Annotated in this window: 16 protein-coding genes and 1 pseudogene; 13 read left to right on the top strand and 4 right to left on the bottom strand. The window is 64.8% G+C overall.

Annotation, left to right across the window (positions count from 1 at the left end):
* From CV770_RS22965 to CV770_RS22985, 5 genes are all read left to right on the top strand, one after another.
* On the top strand, nucleotides 1-200 hold a 200-nt coding region (locus tag CV770_RS22965), incomplete at its 5' end, for a chemotaxis protein CheW (RefSeq protein WP_201759989.1).
* Nucleotides 201-231: 31 nt separating this feature from the next.
* A complete protein-coding gene (locus CV770_RS22970; protein WP_018321619.1) occupies nucleotides 232-618 on the top strand; it encodes a response regulator in 387 nt (128 codons plus the stop codon).
* Between the two features lie 60 nt (nucleotides 619-678).
* The gene (locus tag CV770_RS22975) at nucleotides 679-1,557 is read left to right on the top strand and encodes a CheR family methyltransferase (protein ID WP_091967587.1); all 879 of its coding nucleotides are present in this window, start codon (nucleotides 679-681) and stop codon (nucleotides 1,555-1,557) included.
* A 2-nt stretch (nucleotides 1,558-1,559) separates the two neighbouring features.
* The gene (locus tag CV770_RS22980) at nucleotides 1,560-1,877 is read left to right on the top strand and encodes a hypothetical protein (RefSeq protein ID WP_018321617.1); all 318 of its coding nucleotides are present in this window, start codon (nucleotides 1,560-1,562) and stop codon (nucleotides 1,875-1,877) included.
* 141 nt (nucleotides 1,878-2,018) lie between these two features.
* On the top strand, nucleotides 2,019-2,522 hold the full coding sequence (locus tag CV770_RS22985; protein ID WP_104463968.1) for a response regulator: 504 nt from the start codon (nucleotides 2,019-2,021) through the stop codon (nucleotides 2,520-2,522).
* A gap of 44 nt (nucleotides 2,523-2,566) precedes the next feature.
* On the opposite strand, the pseudogene CV770_RS22990 reads toward CV770_RS22985, so the two are convergent.
* Nucleotides 2,567-2,886 (bottom strand): annotated as a pseudogene (locus CV770_RS22990) (hypothetical protein).
* Nucleotides 2,887-3,035: 149 nt separating this feature from the next.
* Here CV770_RS22990 and CV770_RS22995 point away from each other — a divergent pair.
* Nucleotides 3,036-3,671: a response regulator transcription factor gene (locus CV770_RS22995; protein WP_026202588.1), complete on the top strand. Its 636-nt coding sequence runs from the start codon at nucleotides 3,036-3,038 to the stop codon at nucleotides 3,669-3,671.
* Between the two features lie 147 nt (nucleotides 3,672-3,818).
* On the opposite strand, the gene CV770_RS23000 is transcribed toward CV770_RS22995, so the two are convergent.
* The gene (locus CV770_RS23000) at nucleotides 3,819-7,412 is read right to left on the bottom strand and encodes a PAS domain S-box protein (RefSeq protein WP_104463970.1); all 3,594 of its coding nucleotides are present in this window, start codon (nucleotides 7,410-7,412) and stop codon (nucleotides 3,819-3,821) included.
* Complete coding sequence (locus tag CV770_RS23005) at nucleotides 7,390-7,809, bottom strand: response regulator (RefSeq protein WP_104463971.1); 420 nt, start codon at nucleotides 7,807-7,809, stop codon at nucleotides 7,390-7,392. Before CV770_RS23005 ends, CV770_RS23000 begins: the two co-directional genes overlap by 23 nt.
* A gap of 392 nt (nucleotides 7,810-8,201) precedes the next feature.
* Here CV770_RS23005 and CV770_RS23010 point away from each other — a divergent pair, with 392 nt between their 5' ends.
* Nucleotides 8,202-10,343 (top strand): HAMP domain-containing methyl-accepting chemotaxis protein, encoded by a 2,142-nt coding sequence (locus CV770_RS23010; protein WP_104463972.1) that lies wholly within the window; start codon nucleotides 8,202-8,204, stop codon nucleotides 10,341-10,343.
* Between the two features lies 1 nt (nucleotide 10,344).
* Here CV770_RS23010 and CV770_RS23015 read toward each other — a convergent pair whose 3' ends face one another.
* Nucleotides 10,345-11,058, bottom strand: coding sequence for a GntR family transcriptional regulator (locus CV770_RS23015; protein ID WP_104463973.1), 714 nt, complete (start codon nucleotides 11,056-11,058; stop codon nucleotides 10,345-10,347).
* Nucleotides 11,059-11,152: 94 nt separating this feature from the next.
* Here CV770_RS23015 and CV770_RS23020 point away from each other — a divergent pair, with 94 nt between their 5' ends.
* From CV770_RS23020 to CV770_RS23045, 6 genes are all read left to right on the top strand, one after another.
* On the top strand, nucleotides 11,153-12,172 hold the full coding sequence (locus CV770_RS23020) for an ABC transporter substrate-binding protein (protein WP_038951261.1): 1,020 nt from the start codon (nucleotides 11,153-11,155) through the stop codon (nucleotides 12,170-12,172).
* On the top strand, nucleotides 12,172-12,933 hold the full coding sequence (locus CV770_RS23025) for an ABC transporter ATP-binding protein (protein ID WP_018321609.1): 762 nt from the start codon (nucleotides 12,172-12,174) through the stop codon (nucleotides 12,931-12,933). The genes CV770_RS23020 and CV770_RS23025 overlap by 1 nt, the downstream gene beginning before the upstream one ends.
* A gap of 10 nt (nucleotides 12,934-12,943) precedes the next feature.
* Nucleotides 12,944-13,807: an ABC transporter permease gene (locus tag CV770_RS23030; RefSeq protein ID WP_104463974.1), complete on the top strand. Its 864-nt coding sequence runs from the start codon at nucleotides 12,944-12,946 to the stop codon at nucleotides 13,805-13,807.
* The gene (araD, locus tag CV770_RS23035; RefSeq protein WP_104463975.1) at nucleotides 13,804-15,543 is read left to right on the top strand and encodes an L-arabinonate dehydratase; all 1,740 of its coding nucleotides are present in this window, start codon (nucleotides 13,804-13,806) and stop codon (nucleotides 15,541-15,543) included. The genes CV770_RS23030 and araD overlap by 4 nt, the downstream gene beginning before the upstream one ends.
* A 126-nt stretch (nucleotides 15,544-15,669) precedes the next feature.
* On the top strand, nucleotides 15,670-16,389 hold the full coding sequence (locus CV770_RS23040) for a ribonuclease activity regulator RraA (RefSeq protein ID WP_104463976.1): 720 nt from the start codon (nucleotides 15,670-15,672) through the stop codon (nucleotides 16,387-16,389).
* Between the two features lie 76 nt (nucleotides 16,390-16,465).
* Entirely contained in the window at nucleotides 16,466-17,557 is a 1,092-nt protein-coding gene (locus CV770_RS23045; RefSeq protein ID WP_104463977.1) for an SMP-30/gluconolactonase/LRE family protein, read from the top strand.
* Nucleotides 17,558-17,639 lie beyond the last annotated feature (82 nt).

Raw genomic sequence — 17,639 nt, forward strand, 5'->3', positions numbered from 1 at the left:
AATCCTATGGCCTGCTGATCGATCAGATCGGCGAGGTCCTTCGCCTGCCCGAAGCCGGCATGGAAGAAAACCCCGTCAACCTCGATCCTCGCATGGCCAAGCTCGCCGGCGGCGTCCATCGCCTCGACGGCCAGCTCATGGTCGTCCTCGACGTCGATCGCGTCCTCGAGCTTGAAACCAAAGTGCAGATGGCTGCATGAGCCAACGAAACATCAAAGCCGGAGAACCAAAATGAAGACGTGCTTGGTGGTTGATGATTCCAGCGTGGTGCGCAAGATCGCCCGCCGGATCCTGGAAGGCCTGGAATTCGAAGTTACCGAGGCCGAGGACGGCTCGAAGGCGCTCGAGATCTGTCAGCGGCAGCTGCCCGATGCGGTGCTGCTCGACTGGAACATGCCCGTGATGGACGGCTTCGAATTCATGGGCCACATGCGCCGCCTGCCCGGCGGCGACCAGCCCAAGGTGGTGTTCTGCACCACCGAGAACAATGTGGCTCATATTGCTCAGGCGCTCAGCGGTGGCGCCAACGAGTACATCATGAAGCCTTTCGACAAAGACATCATCGCCGACAAGTTCGCTGAAGTTGGTTTGATCCCGGTCGGACAAGCCATGGTCTGAGTGTGTCTGGCCTGAATATTCGGGCCAGAGTGTTCCAGTGCAGCTTCGAAGAGGCCATCCGTGACCCCGACCGAGTATGAGTATCTGCGTAAGTTCCTAAAGGACAATTCCGGTCTCGATCTTTCCGCAGACAAGCAATATCTGATCGAAAGCCGCCTGCTGCCGCTGGCCCGCAAGGCCGGACTCTCCGGCATCGGCGATCTCGTGCAGAAGCTGCAAGGCGGCTCGCGCACGGTGATCACCGACGTGGTCGAAGCCATGACCACCAACGAGACCTTCTTCTTCCGCGACAAGGTCCCGTTCGATCATTTCCGCGACACCATCATGCCCGAGATCATCAAGGCGCGGGCCGCTCGCCGCAGCATACGGATCTGGTGCGCCGCCGGCTCGACCGGGCAGGAGCCCTATTCGCTGGCGATGTGCCTGAAGGAGATGGGCGCGGCCCTCACCGGCTGGCGCATCGAGATCATCGCGACCGATCTGTCGCAGGAGGTGCTGGAGAAGGCCAAGGCCGGAATCTACAGCCAGTTCGAGGTGCAGCGCGGCCTGCCGATCCAGATGCTGATGAAATATTTCAAGCAGACCGGCGAGACCTGGCAGGTCAATCCCGAATTGCGGGCGATGATCCAGCACCGGCAGCTCAACCTGCTGCACGATTTCGCGCAGCTCGGCACCTTCGACGTCATCTTCTGCCGCAACGTGCTGATCTATTTCGATCAGGACACCAAGATCAACATCTTCAACCGGCTGGCGCGCCAGATCGAGCCCGACGGCTTCCTGGTGTTGGGTGCGGCCGAAACCGTGGTCGGCCTGACCGATACGTTCCGGCCGATTCCGGAGCGGCGCGGCCTCTACAAGCCGAACGATCCGCGTGTCGCAGCTGCCAAGCCGGCTCTCGCCGGCGCGGCGCCGCGCATGGCGGCCATGGCAGGACGATAGACATGGCCGAGGATGGCAAGGGTACGGAACGCGTGACTTTCAGTCGCGGCTACGATGTCTGCATCATGGCCATCGACGGCACCTGGCGCCGCGACTGCAAGCTCAACGCGATCTCCGATACCGACGCCATCCTCACGGTGGAAGGCTCGATCCAGGGGTTGAACCTGAAAGAGTTCTTCCTGCTGTTGTCGTCCACGGGCCTCGCCTATCGCCGCTGCGAGCTGGTCCGCGTCAACGGCGCCGAGATGGACATTCAGTTCCTGCGCGGCAAGAACAGGAAGAAGCGCGGCGCAGCCGGCGGCCGCGACGAAGCGGCGTGATCTGCCCGCATCCGTCGCCGTCTTTTCCGGCCCGTTGCTTCGCATTTTCTGAAAACATCCGAATGAATTCGCGCCAGGAACTTTACGTGGCCTAAGCGCGAAGCGTGTATCCATTGTTGGTCCCAATCTCAGGATACTGAAATGCCCAGAAGTTCTCTTTCCCCCATCCCCTCAAACCTGCCCGACGGCGCCGAGCGGCGTGCGCTTCAGCTCCTGGTGGTCGATGACGACGCCACGCAGCGCAGCCTGATCACGGTCGCCGCCAAGCAGGCCGGCCACGAAGTCACCGTGGCGCCCTCAGTGGCGGATGCGATCGAGAAGCTCCGCGCCGCGCGCTTCGACTGCGTGACGCTCGATCTCGTGCTGGAGGATGGCGACGGCATCGACGTGCTGCGCGAGATGGCGGCGGCGAAGTTCGGTGGCGCCGTGATCGTCATCAGCGGCATGGACGGCAAGCGTCGCAGCGCTGCCCGCATCTTCGCCCGGTCCGTCGGGATCGAGCTCCAGAGCCTGCCGAAGCCGCTCGACCTCGCGGCCTTGCGCATCAGCCTCGCCAATCTCGGTAAGACCGCGATGGGCCTTCCCGCGATCCATACCTGGGGTGGTGTCGCCACGGACGCGATCGTGGAACGGCACCGCGCCTAGGCCGCGGAGCTGCCATGCGGCCGCTGCGCCGCGCTGATCGCGATTCATGCCGGGCTGCCGGATTCCGTGAGGCATTGCAGGGCGTGGCCAAGGCCCGCCCGGCAGGCGTTGAGAGCGGCGCTCGCCGTCGCATAGCGCGGCGTGACGTCGTCGAGCACGAAAATGTCGGCGGAACCGGCCGGATCGCCGTTATCGTCGTGGGCCAGCCCCATTTCCGACAGGCCAGCTTCCAACATGGCTGCGTCGATCAGGCGCATGCTGCTCTCGATCCGCGTAATCAGGGCGCGAAGATCGGCAGCGATCAACTGGCGGCTGTCAGTTTCAGGCATCGCGATGAGCGGGGTGTGCCAGCGAAATTTAGCATGGATATTCTCCGTACCCCGCAATTAGGCACCCTGCCGCTACTTGTGCGTTAAGTCCATGTCCCGTACAAATACGGGTGGGCCGAATCCGCGCCGAACGCCATAACGGTTGGCGCGCACGCGAGTCCTTCATGCCAACTGGATGTGGCACATGGCCGAACAAAGCTCTCGCGGTGAAATCTTCGTGGTCGACGACGACCCTGCCGTTCGCGACACCCTGTCGATGGTGTTGAAGGCGGCGGGCTATGAGGTGATCTGTTTTGCGGACGGCGCAGCGCTGCTCTCCGTCGCGCGAAACCGTACACCGGCTGCGATCCTGCTCGACGTGAACATTCCCGGAAAGTCGGGCCTCGACATTCTGAAGGAGCTGCACGGCGAGGATTATCCGGCGCCGATCTTCATGATCTCCGGGCAGGGCGACATCGCGATGGCGGTGGGCGCGATCAAGAGCGGCGCGCTGGACTTCATCGAGAAGCCGTTCCGCGGCAGCGAAATCGTCGGCCGGCTCGACGAGGCGATCGGCGCCTATGCGCGCAGGCAGGCAGAGAACGCCTCGCCGAAATTCGGCTCGCTGCACTTCCCCGGACGTGAGCCGCTGACGCGCAGGGAGCGCGAGGTGCTCGAGCAGTTCGCCTCCGGTGCGTCCAACAAGGAAGCCGGCCGCACCCTCGGCATCAGCCCGCGCACCATCGAGGATCACCGCGCCAACATCATGAAGAAGCTCGGCGCGCGCAACGCCGCCGATCTGATCCGCATCGTGATGACCGCGGCGCAGCGCGCGTCGTAAATGGTCTCGTGCCCCGGACGCAGCGCATCATGCAATGATGCGCTGCTGAGCCGGGGCCCATCTCTCCAAACTCACCGCTGACAGTTCTGGGTCCCGGCTCTGCGTCGCAGCGTTGCACGCTGCGCCTTGTCCGGGACACAAGAGCAATCAAGCGCTCAGCGCCTTGCGGATGATCCGCGCGAGATCCGATTTGCGATAGGGCTTGGCCAGCAGCAGGACGCCGGAATCCAGCCGGCCGTGATGGATGATCGCATTCTCGGTATAGCCTGACGTGTAGACCACCCTGAGATCGGGGCGTGTCTTCATCAGTTCGTCGGCGAGTTGCCGTCCGTTCATCTTGCCGGGCATGATGACGTCGGTGAACAGCAGGTCGAACGGCTTGCCGGCGGCAACGATCGCGAGCGCCTCCGCCGCGTTCGCGGCCTGCAAGGTGACGTAACCCAGCGCATGCAGCTGCGCCAGCACGTAGTCGCGCACCAGCCGGTCGTCCTCGACCACCAGGATCGTCTCGTGTCCGCCCTCGATCGTCGCCGGCGTCACGCCCTCGCCGATGGCTGTCGGCGTCGTGCCGGGCGGCAGGTACATCTTGATCGTGGTGCCGTGGCCTTCTTCGCTGTAGATCTTGATGTGGCCTGCGGACTGCTTGATGAAGCCGTAGACCATCGACAGCCCGAGCCCGGTGCCCTTGCCCGGCCCCTTCGAGGTGAAGAAGGGATCGAACACCCTGGGCAGCATGTTCGCAGGGATCCCGGAGCCGGTGTCGCTCACGGCGATCAGCACGTAATGGCCGGGACGGACGTCGTTGCCGCTGGCATAGACCTCGTCGAGATAGGCGACGCCGGTCTCGACGATCAGCTTGCCGCCGCTGGGCATGGCGTCGCGGGCATTGAGCGCGAGGTTGAGGATCGCGGTGGTGAGCTGGTTGGGATCGACGATCGCGACGCAATTCTCGTCCTCGAACACCGATTCGATCTGGATCTGCTCGCCCAGCGTCGGTCGCAACAGCTTCGCGGTGTCGACCACCAGCGAGTTGATGTCGATCTCGCGCGGCTGGAGCGGCTGCTTGCGCGCGAAGGCCAGCAGGTGCTGGGTCAGATCGGCGCCGCGCGCGGCGGCCTCGTCGATCATCTTCGTGATGGCCGCAAGCTGCGGCTCCTTCTCGACGGCTTCTGCGAGAATCTCGATCGTCCCGGTGATGACGGTGAGGATGTTGTTGAAATCGTGCGCCACGCCGCCGGTGAGCTGGCCGACCGCCTCCATCTTCTCGGCATGGCGGATGCGCTCCTCGGCGGCGATCTTGTCGGTGAGGTCGCGGTAGAAGACGTTGAACAGCAGGCCTTCGCGGCGCTTCAGCGCGGTGACGCTCAGCTCGGCCTTGAATTCCTTGCCGTCGCGGCGGAGGCACATCAGCTCGCGGCGGCGGTTCAGCGTTCTGCCGTCCTCGTTCTCCAGGAATTGCTTCAGGCCAGTCCTGACCCTGTCGCGTTCGCTCTCGGCGACGATCAGGTCGATCGTGCTCTTGCCGAGCACCTCCTCGCGGCGCCAGCCGAACAGCTGCTCGGCCTGCGAGTTCCAGTTCAGGATGCTGCTGGTCTCGTCGGTCTGGATGAAGGCGTCGAGCGAGGTCTCGACGATGTTTCGGGCGAGCCGCTCGCTCTCGCGCAGCGATTCCTGCGCGAGCCGCGCTTCCGTCATGTCGCGTCCGACGAAGAAGAAGCGCTGCGCCTGCTCGGACCAGTTGCCGAGCCAGGACAGCCAGACCTCGTGTCCGTTCTTGTGGAAGCAGCGGGTGTCGCCGAGCTTGGGGCGCTCGCCGCGCCGCAGCGCGCGCATGTCTTCGCGCGATTGAGCCAGATCGTCGGGATGAATGAAGTCCGCGCCGCTGCGGCCGATCATCTCGTCCGGCCGGTAGCCGAGAATGGTCTCGCTGCTCGGGCTGATCTGCGCGACATGGCCCCGCGGGTCCATGACCATGATCAGATCCTGCGAGGTGTCGAAGATCTGCCGACGCTCTTCGAGCTGCTGCTGCAGCTGCCGCTCGGCCCGCCGCGCCTCGGTGAGACTATGCGCGGTCCCGGAGACGCCGATGATCTCGCCGGACGGCCCCCTGATCGGCGAGAGGCTGAGCGAGATTTCGACCGGCGTGCCGTCCTTGCGCAGGCGCACCGTCTCGAACCGCTCGATCGGTTCGCCCCGCGCGATCCGCGCCAGATAGCCCTTGCCATGCTCGCGCCGGCCGGGCGGCACGATGATCGCGGTGGATTTCCCGATCGCCTCACTCGCCGAATAGCCATAGAGCCGCTCGGCTGCCGGATTCCAGCCCGTGATGATGGCGTCGAGCGTTTGCATCACGATCGCATCGTCGGATGATTCGACGGCGGCACTGAACAATTGCTCGCGTGCCGCATGATGGCTTCGTGCGGCCTCGGTGCGGCGATGCTCCTCGATCTCGCGTTGGAGCGCTGCCGTTTTCGCCCGCGTCTCTTCGACCATCTGGGCGAAAGCCCGCGCCAGCACCCCCGTTTCGCCGCTCGCATCGACGGGAATGTCGGCTGGCCGTCCGTTGCCGATGGCCTCCACCGCCGCGGTCAGGCGACCGATCGGACGAGTTAGCGAGCGCGCAAGCAGCACCGCGAGTAAGGCCGCGGCGAGGACAGCGAGGATACCGACCAGTAAGGACGTTCTTTGAATCGCCGCCGGTACGAGGCCGAACACCGGCGCGGGGATCGTCTCGATGATTGCGACCCATTCTTTGCCCACGAGCAGCGCCGGCGCGATCGCCGCCCCGCTCGGCCGGCCCGACCCGTCGGTCATGAGGCGCGTGGATCCCTCCAGCGTACCGGTCAAGGCACCAAAATACGGAAAGTCCTTGCGCCAGTCGTTGGGACGATCATGCAATGCGCCGAATTCTCGCGTGCGATCCGGATGAACGAGATAGTCGCCGCGCGAATTCACGACGTAGATCTCGCCCCCCGAGGTCGATGTCGCGCGGAGGCGGTCGAGCGACGGACGCATGTCGATATTGGCGATGATGATCCCGAACGGCTTGCCATCCGGCGTGAACAGCGGCGTTGCGACCCGCAGCGTCGGAACGTGCAGGGCGGTGGTGCCTCCCTGGCGGGTCGCGAGATCGATCGGTGAAACGTAAATCTCGCCCGGCGCCAGGCGTATAGTGTCCTCAAAGTACGTTCGTTCGCCCTTGCGCTCCAGTTCGCCGCTGGGGACGATCCGTGCCGTTCCATTCGGGCCAGAGCGGTCGACGCGGACCAGCTCGCGCTGATCGTCGTCGAGACCGATGATTCGAAACTGCCCGTAGATGGGTTTGGCCTCGATCTCGGCCGCGAGCCGCGTGGCGATACGCCCGCGCCAGGTTTGCTCCGAGACGCCGTCTGAAGGGTCAATTCCTCCGGCCACGTGAGCGCGGATCAGGCCGTTGATCGCCGCGGCAGAGCGATAGCCGATCAAATCGCCGCGGGCCCCGGCAACATAGGATTCCAGATTGGCCGCGAGCAGGCGCGATTGGGCCCCGACCCGCTCCAGGACGCGCGGAATCACCGCTTGCGTGGTGTTGCGAAAGCCGAGCCATCCGACTGCGGCCACGGTGACCGCCACCAGCAGGATCATCGCGATCGCTAGCCGCGTTGCGAGGGTCAAGCGGATGTTCGCAGGGCTTCCCGGATGACCGCGCCTGGTCTGGCCTGGAGCAGCGGCGCCCCCGTCATCGGTGGCCGGAGCTGACATCGGACCCCTCCGGCTCGCCTGCTTTCAGGCAGCCATCGACCGCGGCGAGCAGGGCGTCGGGCCGGAACGGTTTTTGCAAACTTGCCACCGCGCCGAGCTTGGTCGCCATCTTCAGGAAGTCCGGCTCCGCATAGGCATCCGGCGTGATCGAGCGGCCGGAAATGACGATGATCGGAATGGCCGGAGCCAGCACCCGGATGTGACGCATCGTCTCCAGCCCATCCATGCCGGGCATGAAGATGTCGAGAAACAGGAGGTCGAACCGGCTGGCTCCGAACAGCGCAAGTCCCTTGCGGCCATCGCCCGCGACGGTGACGTGATGACCGGCCCTCTCCAGGAGCAGCCGGATCGTGAGTTGGACGGCCGGGTCGTCATCCACGATCAGGATGTTGGCCACGTCAATTCCTCCGGGTCGCATGGCACGTTCCCGCGACCTCAAATCAAAGCAACAAATGCGAAATTGTTGCGCGGATTCTGGCTGCGCCGCAAGCGCCTCGCGTCTGCCGCGATTGCCTTTCCATGGCGTGCCGGGAAGCCAAGGCCGTCGATCACCATACGCACTCTTGCGTGCATATGAGTTCAAATTTCGGCTCCGAGTACCGTAACCCGTTTCAGAAACTAGAGATATTACTCTCGCCGTAGTTGTACGGAACCTCGGCCTTCACGATGGATTAAAGGCCGTGGATTACAATCTACGATAGTTTCCGAACGTATTTCGCGCATTCAATTTCCGCATTCTGGCAACCGACGAAGCCGTCCCCCCAACCGGCCATCAGCACGAGACCTCTCATGTTCAAATCGATCGCGAACACCGGAATTCGCACCCGGCTGCTCGGCGGCTTTGCGTTGATCTGTGGCCTGCTCGCGGCGACCGTGGTCTACACCGTTGCCGCCGTCTCGGACATTTCGTCGCGGATCAGGGCGGTCGTGGACCAGCGTGCGCCGGTCGCGATTGCCAGCACAGAGCTCGTCGGCAATCTCTATTCCACGCTTTCGACGCTGCGCGGCTACCTGCTGACGGGCGACGCGCAGGGCAAGCGCGACCGGGCCGCCGTCTGGGCCGAGCTCGATCGCACGGCCGCCGCAGTCGACCGCATGGCGGAGGGCTTTTCCAACCCGCAGAACAAGTCCAACTGGAGCGAAGCCAAGGCGCTGATGGCGGAATTCCGCCAGGCCCAGGACAAGGCCGAGCTCGCTGCCTTCACCCCATCGGCCTATCCGGCGAGCGAGCTCCTGGCGAAGGAGGCCGCGCCGCTGATCGCGACCATGTTCGCCGAGATCACCGCGATGATCGACGAGGAGGAGGCGCTGGAGGCGACGCCGCAGCGCAAGCGCCTGCTCAAGACCTTTGCCGACGTGCGGGGCAATCTCGCCGCCGCGGGATCGCAATTGCGCCTGTATGTGGCCTCGGGCGAGGCCGCCGATCGTGACAAGTTCGAAAAGCCGCTGGCGACCTTCAGGGCCGCGCTCGCATCGGTCGGCACCCAGGCGGATCTGCTCACCGAACGGCAGGCGACCGCTTACCGGGCCATCGTCAAGGCGAACGAAGCCTTCACCCCGCTGCCGCAGAAGATCTTCGCGATCCGCCAGACGCCGCAATGGAACACGCCGGTCTTCATCCTGTCCACCGAAGCCGCGCCGCGCGCTGCCCGCATCCTCGATCTGCTCGACGGCCGCAAGGACGCCGATGGCAAGCGCTCGGGCGGTCTGAAGAGCGACCAGCAGTCGAAGCTCGCCGACGACGCCCGCAATGTGGCCGACGCGGTCGAGCGGTTGCTGCTGCTGCAATGGATCCTGCTCGCCGCGGGGCTTGCGCTCGCCACAGTGATTGCGATCCTGGTTGCGCGCTCCATCACCCGTCCGATCGTCGAGCTGGTGAGCGATTCCGCGCGCCTGTCCGGCGGCGACACAAGTGTCGAATTCAGGACCGCCGAGCGCGGTGACGAGATCGGCGTGGTCTCGCAGGCGGTGGCCAAATTCCGCGACAATGTGATCGCCCAGCAGCAGGCGGCGGCGTCTCTCGCGCGCGAGGCGGAAGCGCGCGAAGCCGCCAACCGCAACATGGAGGACGCGGTCGAGGACTTTCGCGCGACCTCGCGCGAGCTGCTCGCGCTGGTCGGCGAGAATGCGGGCACCATGCGGCAGACCGCGGAGAGCCTCGGCGGCATCGCCAATCATGCGACGAGCCAGGCCGCGTCCGCAGCGACCGCCTCCGAACAGACCGCGGTCAACGTCCAGACCGTCGCCGCGGCGGCCGAGCAGCTCGCGGGCTCCATCGTCGAGATCGGCCGGCAGATCGAACTGTCCAACAAGACCGTGCGCTCCGCGGGCGAGGTGACCGCGCGCTCGGAGAGCGAGATCGAAGGACTCGCACACGCCGCGCAAAGCATCAGCTCGGTGGTCGATTTGATCCAGGCGATTGCGGCCCAGACCAACCTGCTGGCGCTCAACGCCACCATCGAGGCCGCGCGCGCCGGCGAGGCCGGTCGCGGCTTTGCCGTGGTCGCGTCCGAGGTCAAGGCGCTGGCCGACCAGACCCGCAATGCGACGCAAGAGATCGCCCAGCACATTGCCGCGATCCAGAACTCGACCGGCAGCGCGGTCGCCTCCGTCAAGGAGGTCGCAACCGCCATGCGCCGGATCGACGAGGTGACCGCGGCGATTGCCAGCGCCGTGGAGGAGCAGGGCGCGGCGACGCGGGAGATCTCGCAGAACGTCCAGATGGCGGCATCGGGAACGCAGACGCTGGCAACCAGCATCGGCACCGTCTCCGGCGCCATTGCGGAAACCAACCGCTCGGCCGACGATGTGATGGGGGCCGCGAACCAGGTTTCGGGGGCGGCCGAGCACCTCACTACCGAGGTCCAGGCCTTCTTCGTCCGGCTGCGCACCGGTCCGACGGAACGGCGCAGCAGCCGCGACGCGGCCTGATTCAATCGGTCAAATACTCCGGATAATGGCTCCGGATCTCGTCGAGCTCGCTCAGCGTACCCGACAAATGCTTGCGCAGATGCTGTTGCGCGGCATCGGGTTCGCCGGCTTCGATCGCGCGGGTGATCAGCTTGTGGTGACGGACGATGTTCTGGGCCTTGCCGGGCGAGGGCAAATGCAGCCGGCGCAGCCGGTCGATATGTCCGCTGCGGCTGCGCACCAGCGTCCACAGCTCCTGCTTGCCGGCCGCGGCATAAAGCTGCGCATGAAAATCATTGTCGGCGGCGATGAAGCTTTCGAAATCGCCGGCCTTGGCGAACTGCTGCTGAAGCGCGATCACATGGTCGAGGCGGAGGACCAGGGCCTGGTCATGCTGCTCGGCGAGCAGCCGGACGATTTCGAGCTCGAGCGCCTGGCGCAGGAAATGGGCCTGTTCGGCGCGGCCGACATCGACCCGGCTGACCACGGTCGCGTGCTGTGGAAACACGTCCACGAGCCCTTCTTCCTCGAGCCGCATCAGGGCGTCGCGGATCGGCGTCGAGCTGACGCCGAATTGCGCGGCGAGATCGGTGCGCGACAGCGGCGAGCCCGGGGGCAGTTCGAGCGCGAGAATGGCGTTGCGCAGCCGCTCGAACACCTGCGGCGCGGCCTGCCGGGCCCGGTCGAGCCGCGCGCCGGGGCGGGCCGCGCGGGGCGCGGGATGGGCTGTTTCCATAGCGAGGGCTCCGGCAGGCTTGCCTTTGATGCACTAATGCATTAGTGCATTAACAGGATCGCTCGTCAATGGCGGCCGGAGGAAACGAACAATTATGATCAAGCCATTCCAGCGTGGCGCTGCCGCCATCGCCCTGATCGTCGCAACCGTGCTGGCGGCTTCGCCGGCGCGTGCGCAGCAGAAATCCGAGATCGCGCTGTCGCGCCAGCCCGGCATTTTCTACATGCCGAGCCACATCATGGAGAAGCTGAAGCTGATCGAGAAGCACGCAGCTTCACTCGGCCTCGCAGGCGTCACCACCAAATGGATCACTTTCTCCGGCGGCGGCGCGCAGACCGATGCGCTGCTCGCGGGCGGCGTCGACATCCTCAACACCGGCACCGGCAATCTTCTGCTGCTGTGGGACCGCACCCGCGGCGGGGTGAAGGGCATCGTCGCGACCTCGGCGCAGCCGATGACGCTGATCAGCCGCGACGCCAACATCAAGTCGATTAGGGATTTCGGCCCCTCCGACAAGATCGCGGTGCCGACCGTCAAGGTCTCGACCCAGGCGATTGTGCTTCAGATCGCGGCCGCCGAGGCCTTCGGCGCCGATCAATGGTCGAAGCTGGACGCCAACACCGTTCAACTCGGTCATCCCGACGCCTATGCGGCGCTGTCCAATCCCAAGCACGAGGTGCACAACCACTTCTCGATCCCGCCCTTCACCTTCCTGGAGCTGAAGAACGTGCCGGGCGCGCATATCGTGCTGTCATCGCCGGATGTGATGGGCGGGCCGCTCAGCCAGGCGCAATTCTTCACGACCACCAAATTCGCCGAGGCCAATCCGAAGATCATCCAGGCCGTGCGCGACGCGACCAAGGAAGCGCAGGCCCTGATCCGCAGCGACACGAAGCAGGCGGTCGAGATCTACAAGGAGATCACCGGCGACAAGACCTCGGTCGAGGAGCTGCTCGATCTGCTCAAGGAGCCCGGCATGATGGAGTGGAATCTCGAGCCGCAGGGCACGATGAAGTTCGCCGCGCATCTGTTCAAGACCGGCACGCTGAAGAGCCAGCCCAAGGCCTGGACGGATTATTATCTCCCCGTCGCGCACGATCTGAAGGGCAACTGATGGCGCTGCTCGACGTCAGCTCCGTGACGCTGCGCTACAAGACCTCCAGCGCAGTCGTCACCGCCACCGAGAGGGTGAGTTTCACGGTCGACAAGTCCGACCGCTTCGTGCTGCTCGGTCCGTCCGGCTGCGGCAAGTCGACCCTGCTCAAGGCCGTCGGCGGCTACATGACCCCGAGCGAGGGCCGCATGACCATCGGCGATCGCGAGATCCACGGTCCCGGCGCCGACCGCATGATGATCTTCCAGGAGTTCGACCAGCTCCTGCCCTGGAAGAGCGTGCTCGCCAACGTCATGTTTCCGCTGCTGACCGCGCGAAAACTGTCGCGCAGGGACGCCGAGGCCAAGGCACGGGCCTATATCGAGAAGGTCGGCCTCACCCGCGTGGTCGATGCCTATCCGCACACGCTCTCCGGCGGCATGAAGCAGCGTGTCGCGATCGCGCGCGGCATGGCGATGGAGCCTGATATCCTCTTGATGGACGAGCCGTTCGCGGCGCTCGACGCCCTGACGCGCCGAACCTGCCAGGACGAGCTGCTCCAGCTCTGGAGCGAGACCAAATTCACCGTGCTGTTCGTAACCCATTCGATCGCGGAAGCGATCCGTATCGGCAACCGCATCCTGCTGCTGTCGCCGCATCCCGGCCGCGTCAAGGCCGAGGTGATCGACGTCGACAAGGTCTCGAACGAAGACGGCAGCGCCGGCCGGCTGGAGAAGGAGATCCACGATCTCCTGTTCGCCGGCGAAGCCACCGCGCATTGAAGGAGCCGCCATGGGCGAAGCCAAGATATTGCTGCGGGCCGAGCCGGCCGCTGCCAGTTCAGCCGCGGGCGAGGTCGAGCGCAAGCTGAGCGTGCTCGAGCTGTTGTGGAACGACGGCTTCGTCCGCAAGTCGGTGATCATCCTGTTCCTGGCGGCGGTCTGGGAGGCCTACGGCGTCGCTCTCGACAATCCGCTGTTGTTCCCGACGCTGCACGATACCGCCATCACGCTGTTCGACCGCGTCAAGGACGGCACCATTCCGATGCGGGCCTGGACATCGCTGAAAGTGCTGTTCATGGGCTATTCGGCCGGCATCGCGCTCGCCGCGATCTTCACCGTGCTCGCGATCTCCACTCGCATCGGCACCGATTTCCTCGAAACGGTCACGGCGATGTTCAACCCGTTGCCGGCGATCGCCCTGCTGCCGCTCGCTTTGATCTGGTTCGGCCTCGGCAATGGCAGCCTCGTCTTCGTGCTGATCCATTCGGTGCTGTGGCCGGTCGCGCTCAACACCCATTCCGGCTTCAAGAGCGTGTCCAACACGCTGCGCATGGTCGGCCGCAATTACGGCCTGCGCGGATTGCCTTACGTGGCCAAGATCCTGATCCCCGCGGCGTTCGGCTCGATCCTGACCGGTCTCAAGATCGGCTGGGCCTTTGCCTGGCGCACGCTGATCGCGGCAGAGCTGGTGTTCGGCGTGTCCTCGGGGCAGGGCGGCCTCGGCTGGTTCATCTTCGAGAACCGCAATCTGCTCGACATACCCGCGGTGTTCGCGGGCCTCTTGACGGTGATCATCATTGGGCTCTTTGTCGAGAACCTGATCTTCCGCGCCATTGAGCGGAACACCGTGCAGAAATGGGGCACCCAATCATGACCAAGAAGAAACTAACGCCCGACCAGCTCCGCAGCGCGCGCTGGTTCGCGCCCGACGATCTCCGCTCGTTCGGCCACCGCTCCCGCACCATGCAGATGGGCTACGCGCCGGAGGAGTGGAAGGACCGCCCGATCATCGCGATTCTCAACACCTGGTCGGATGCACAGCCCTGCCACATGCATTTCAAGTCGCGCGTCGACGACGTCAAGCGCGGCATCCTGATGGCCGGCGGCTTGCCACTGGAATTGCCGGCGCTGTCGCTGTCGGAATCGCTGCTGAAGCCCACCACCATGCTCTACCGCAACCTGCTGGCGATGGACGCCGAGGAGCTCTTGCGCAGCCATCCCGTTGACGGCGTGGTGCTGATGGGCGGCTGCGACAAGACCACGCCGGCGCTGCTGCTGGGCGCGACGTCGATGAACATTCCGGCGATCTATCTGCCGGCCGGCCCGATGCTGCGCGGCAATTGGAAGGGCAAGACCCTCGGCTCCGGCTCGGACGGCTGGAAATATTGGGACGAGCGGCGCGCCGGAAAGATTTCCGACAAGGACTGGCTCGACATCGAGGCCGGCATCGCCCGCAGCTACGGCACCTGCATGACCATGGGCACGGCCTCGACCATGACGGCGATTGCCGAAGCGATCGGCATGACGCTGCCGGGAGCTTCCTCGATCCCCGCGGCCGACGCCAATCACATCCGCATGGCCTCTGAATGCGGCCGACGCATCGTCGAGATGGTCTGGGAGGATCTGACGCCGAAGGTGATCCAGACGCGCAAGGCGTTCGAAAACGCCATTGCGGTGGCGATGGCGATGGGCTGCTCGACCAACGCGATCATCCATCTGATCGCGCAAGCCCGCCGCGCCGGCCTCGACATCGGCCTCGACGATTTCGAGAAGGCCAGCCGCAAGGTGCCCGTCATCGCCAACGTGCGGCCGAGCGGCGATGCCTATCTGATGGAAGACTTCTTCTATGCCGGCGGCCTGCCGGCGCTGATGGGGCAGATCAAGCCGCATCTGCATCTCGACTGCATCACGGTGACAGGAAAGACCATCGGCGAGAATATCGAGGGCGCCGAAGTCCACAACGATGACGTGATCCGCGGAATCGACAACCCCATCTACAAGGAGGGCGCGCTCGCCGTGCTCAAGGGCAATCTTGCGCCCGATGGCTGCGTCATCAAGCCGAGCGCCTGCGCGCCGCGCTTCCTCAAGCACACCGGGCCGGCGCTGGTGTTCGACGATTATCCGTCGATGAAGAAGGCGGTCGACGATCCCAATCTCGATGTCACCGAGGACCACATTCTGATCCTGCGCAATGCGGGGCCGCAGGGCGGGCCGGGCATGCCGGAGTGGGGCATGCTGCCGATCCCGACCAAACTGGTGAAGCAGGGCGTGCGCGACATGGTGCGCATCTCGGACGCGCGCATGAGCGGCACCAGCTACGGCGCCTGCATCCTGCACGTCTCGCCGGAATCCTACATCGGCGGCCCGCTGGCGCTGGTGCAGAACGGCGACCGCATCACGCTCGACGTCGCCGCGCGCACCATCAACCTCGATGTGAGCGAGGCCGAGCTCGCAAAACGCCGCGCCTCCTGGAAGCAGCCGGAGCGCCGCTTCGAGCGCGGCTATGGCTGGATGTTCACAAAGCACATCAAGCAGGCCAATGACGGCTGCGACTTCGACTTCCTCGAGACCGATTTCGGCGCGCCGATCAGCGAGCCGTCGATTTACTAGCCCCACTGTCATTCCGGGGCGCGCCCCTTGGCGCGAGCCCGGAATCCATACTCCCGATCGTGGTTATGGATTCCGGGCCTGGCCCTGCGGGCCATCCCGGAATGACGAAAGAGAGAGTTCGACCAAATGACGAAACTCAGCGAAGCCACCCGCAACAAGCTCAAATCCGTCTCCACGGCCACCGTCGCCACCGCGCTGTTCAAGCGCGGGCTGCGCATCCAGATGATCCAGGACGTGCATCCGCTCGGTGCCGACCAGCCGACCATGGTCGGCGAGGCCTTCACGCTGCGCTACATGCCGGCGCGCGAGGATCTCAACACCATCGACGTCTTCAAGGATCGCTCGCATCCGCAGCGCAAGGCGGTTGAGGATTGCCCGGCAGGCAGCGTGCTGGTGATGGACAGCCGCAAGGACGCGCGCGCGGCCTCGGCCGGCGCCATCCTGGTGACGCGGCTGATGAAGCGCGGCGTCGCCGGCGTCGTCACCGACGGCGGCTTTCGCGATTCCGCCGAGATCGCCAGGCTCGGCATCCCCGCCTATCACCACCGTCCCTCGGCGCCGACCAATCTCACGCTGCACCAGGCGATCGAGATCAACGTGCCCATCGGCTGCGGTGATGCGCCGGTGTTTCCCGGCGACGTCATTCTCGGCGATGCCGACGGCGTCATCGTGATCCCCGCCCATCTGGCCGATGAGATCGCCAACGAGACCTTCGAGATGACGGCGTTCGAGGATTTCGTCACCGAGGAGGTCGGCAAGGGCCGCGGCATCTTCGGTCTCTATCCGGCTACGGATCCGCAGACGCTCACCGATTTTGCGGAGTGGCGGAAGAAAAACGGCCGGTAAGGCCCAGCACTAAACCACGTCAAGAAACAGGCCGGCCACATCAAGCGCCGGCTTTTTATCATCCAGGGAGGATTTTATGAATTTCACGCGACGCAATCTCATGGCCGGCGCAGGCGCTGCAATGGCGTCCACGCTTTTGGCCCGCGCGGCCGGCGCTCAGTCGTTCCCGTTCACGCCGAACCAACGCTACCCCGACCCCGCCGTCCAGATCCTCGATCCCAGCTTCACAAAATACAGGCTCTATTCCTCGACGGTCGAGCAGGTCGCATCAGGCATGCGCTGGGCCGAAGGCCCGGCCTATTTCCCCGAGGGCGGTTATCTGCTGTTCTCCGACATTCCCAACAACCGGATCATGAAGTTCGACGAGAAGACCGGCCAGACCAGCGTGTTCCGCGCCAATGCCAATTACGCAAACGGCAATGCGCGCGACCGGCAGGGCCGCCTCGTCACCTGCGAGCATTCCGTCACCCGCCGCATCACCCGCACCGAGAAGGACGGCAAGGTCACCGTGCTCGCCGACAAGTTCGAAGGCAAGCGGCTGAACGCGCCGAACGACATCGTGGTGAAGTCCGACGACAGCATCTGGTTCACCGATCCGCTGTTCGGCATCAACGGCGAGTGGGAGGGCAAGAAGGAAAAGGCCGAGCAGGCCACCACCAACGTCTACCGCATCGCCAAGGACGGCAAGATCACCGCCGTCCTCACCGACCTCGTCAATCCGAACGGCCTCGCCTTCTCGCCGGACGAGAAGAAGCTCTACATTGTCGAGTGGAAGGGCACGCCCAACCGCAGCATCTGGAGCTACAATGTCGGCGACGATGGTTCGCTCAGCGGCAAGACCAAGCTGATCGACGCCGCCGACCAGGGCTCGCTCGATGGTTTCCGCGTCGACCGCGACGGCAATCTCTGGTGCGGCTGGGGCTCCAACGGCGCGCTGCAGGGCGAGCCGACCGATGTCGGCGGCCGCAAGGTGTTTCAGCTCAGGGCCAAGCCGGAAGATCTCGACGGCGTCATGGTGTTCAATGCGGACGGCAAGCCGCTCGCCTTCATCAAGCTGCCCGAGCGCTGCGCCAATCTCTGCTTCGGCGGCCCGAAGAACAACCGGCTTTATATGGCGAGCAGCCATTCGGTGTATGCGCTGTATGTCGAGGCGCACGGGGCGGTGTGAGTCTTGTTTGTGGGGCGGTAACTCGCCCCACAATCCCACTGTCGTCCCTGCAAACGCAGGGACCCATAGCCCCAGGGAGCAG

Source organism: Bradyrhizobium sp. AC87j1 (genome assembly GCF_002936975.1).
Taxonomy (GTDB): domain Bacteria; phylum Pseudomonadota; class Alphaproteobacteria; order Rhizobiales; family Xanthobacteraceae; genus Bradyrhizobium; species Bradyrhizobium shewense.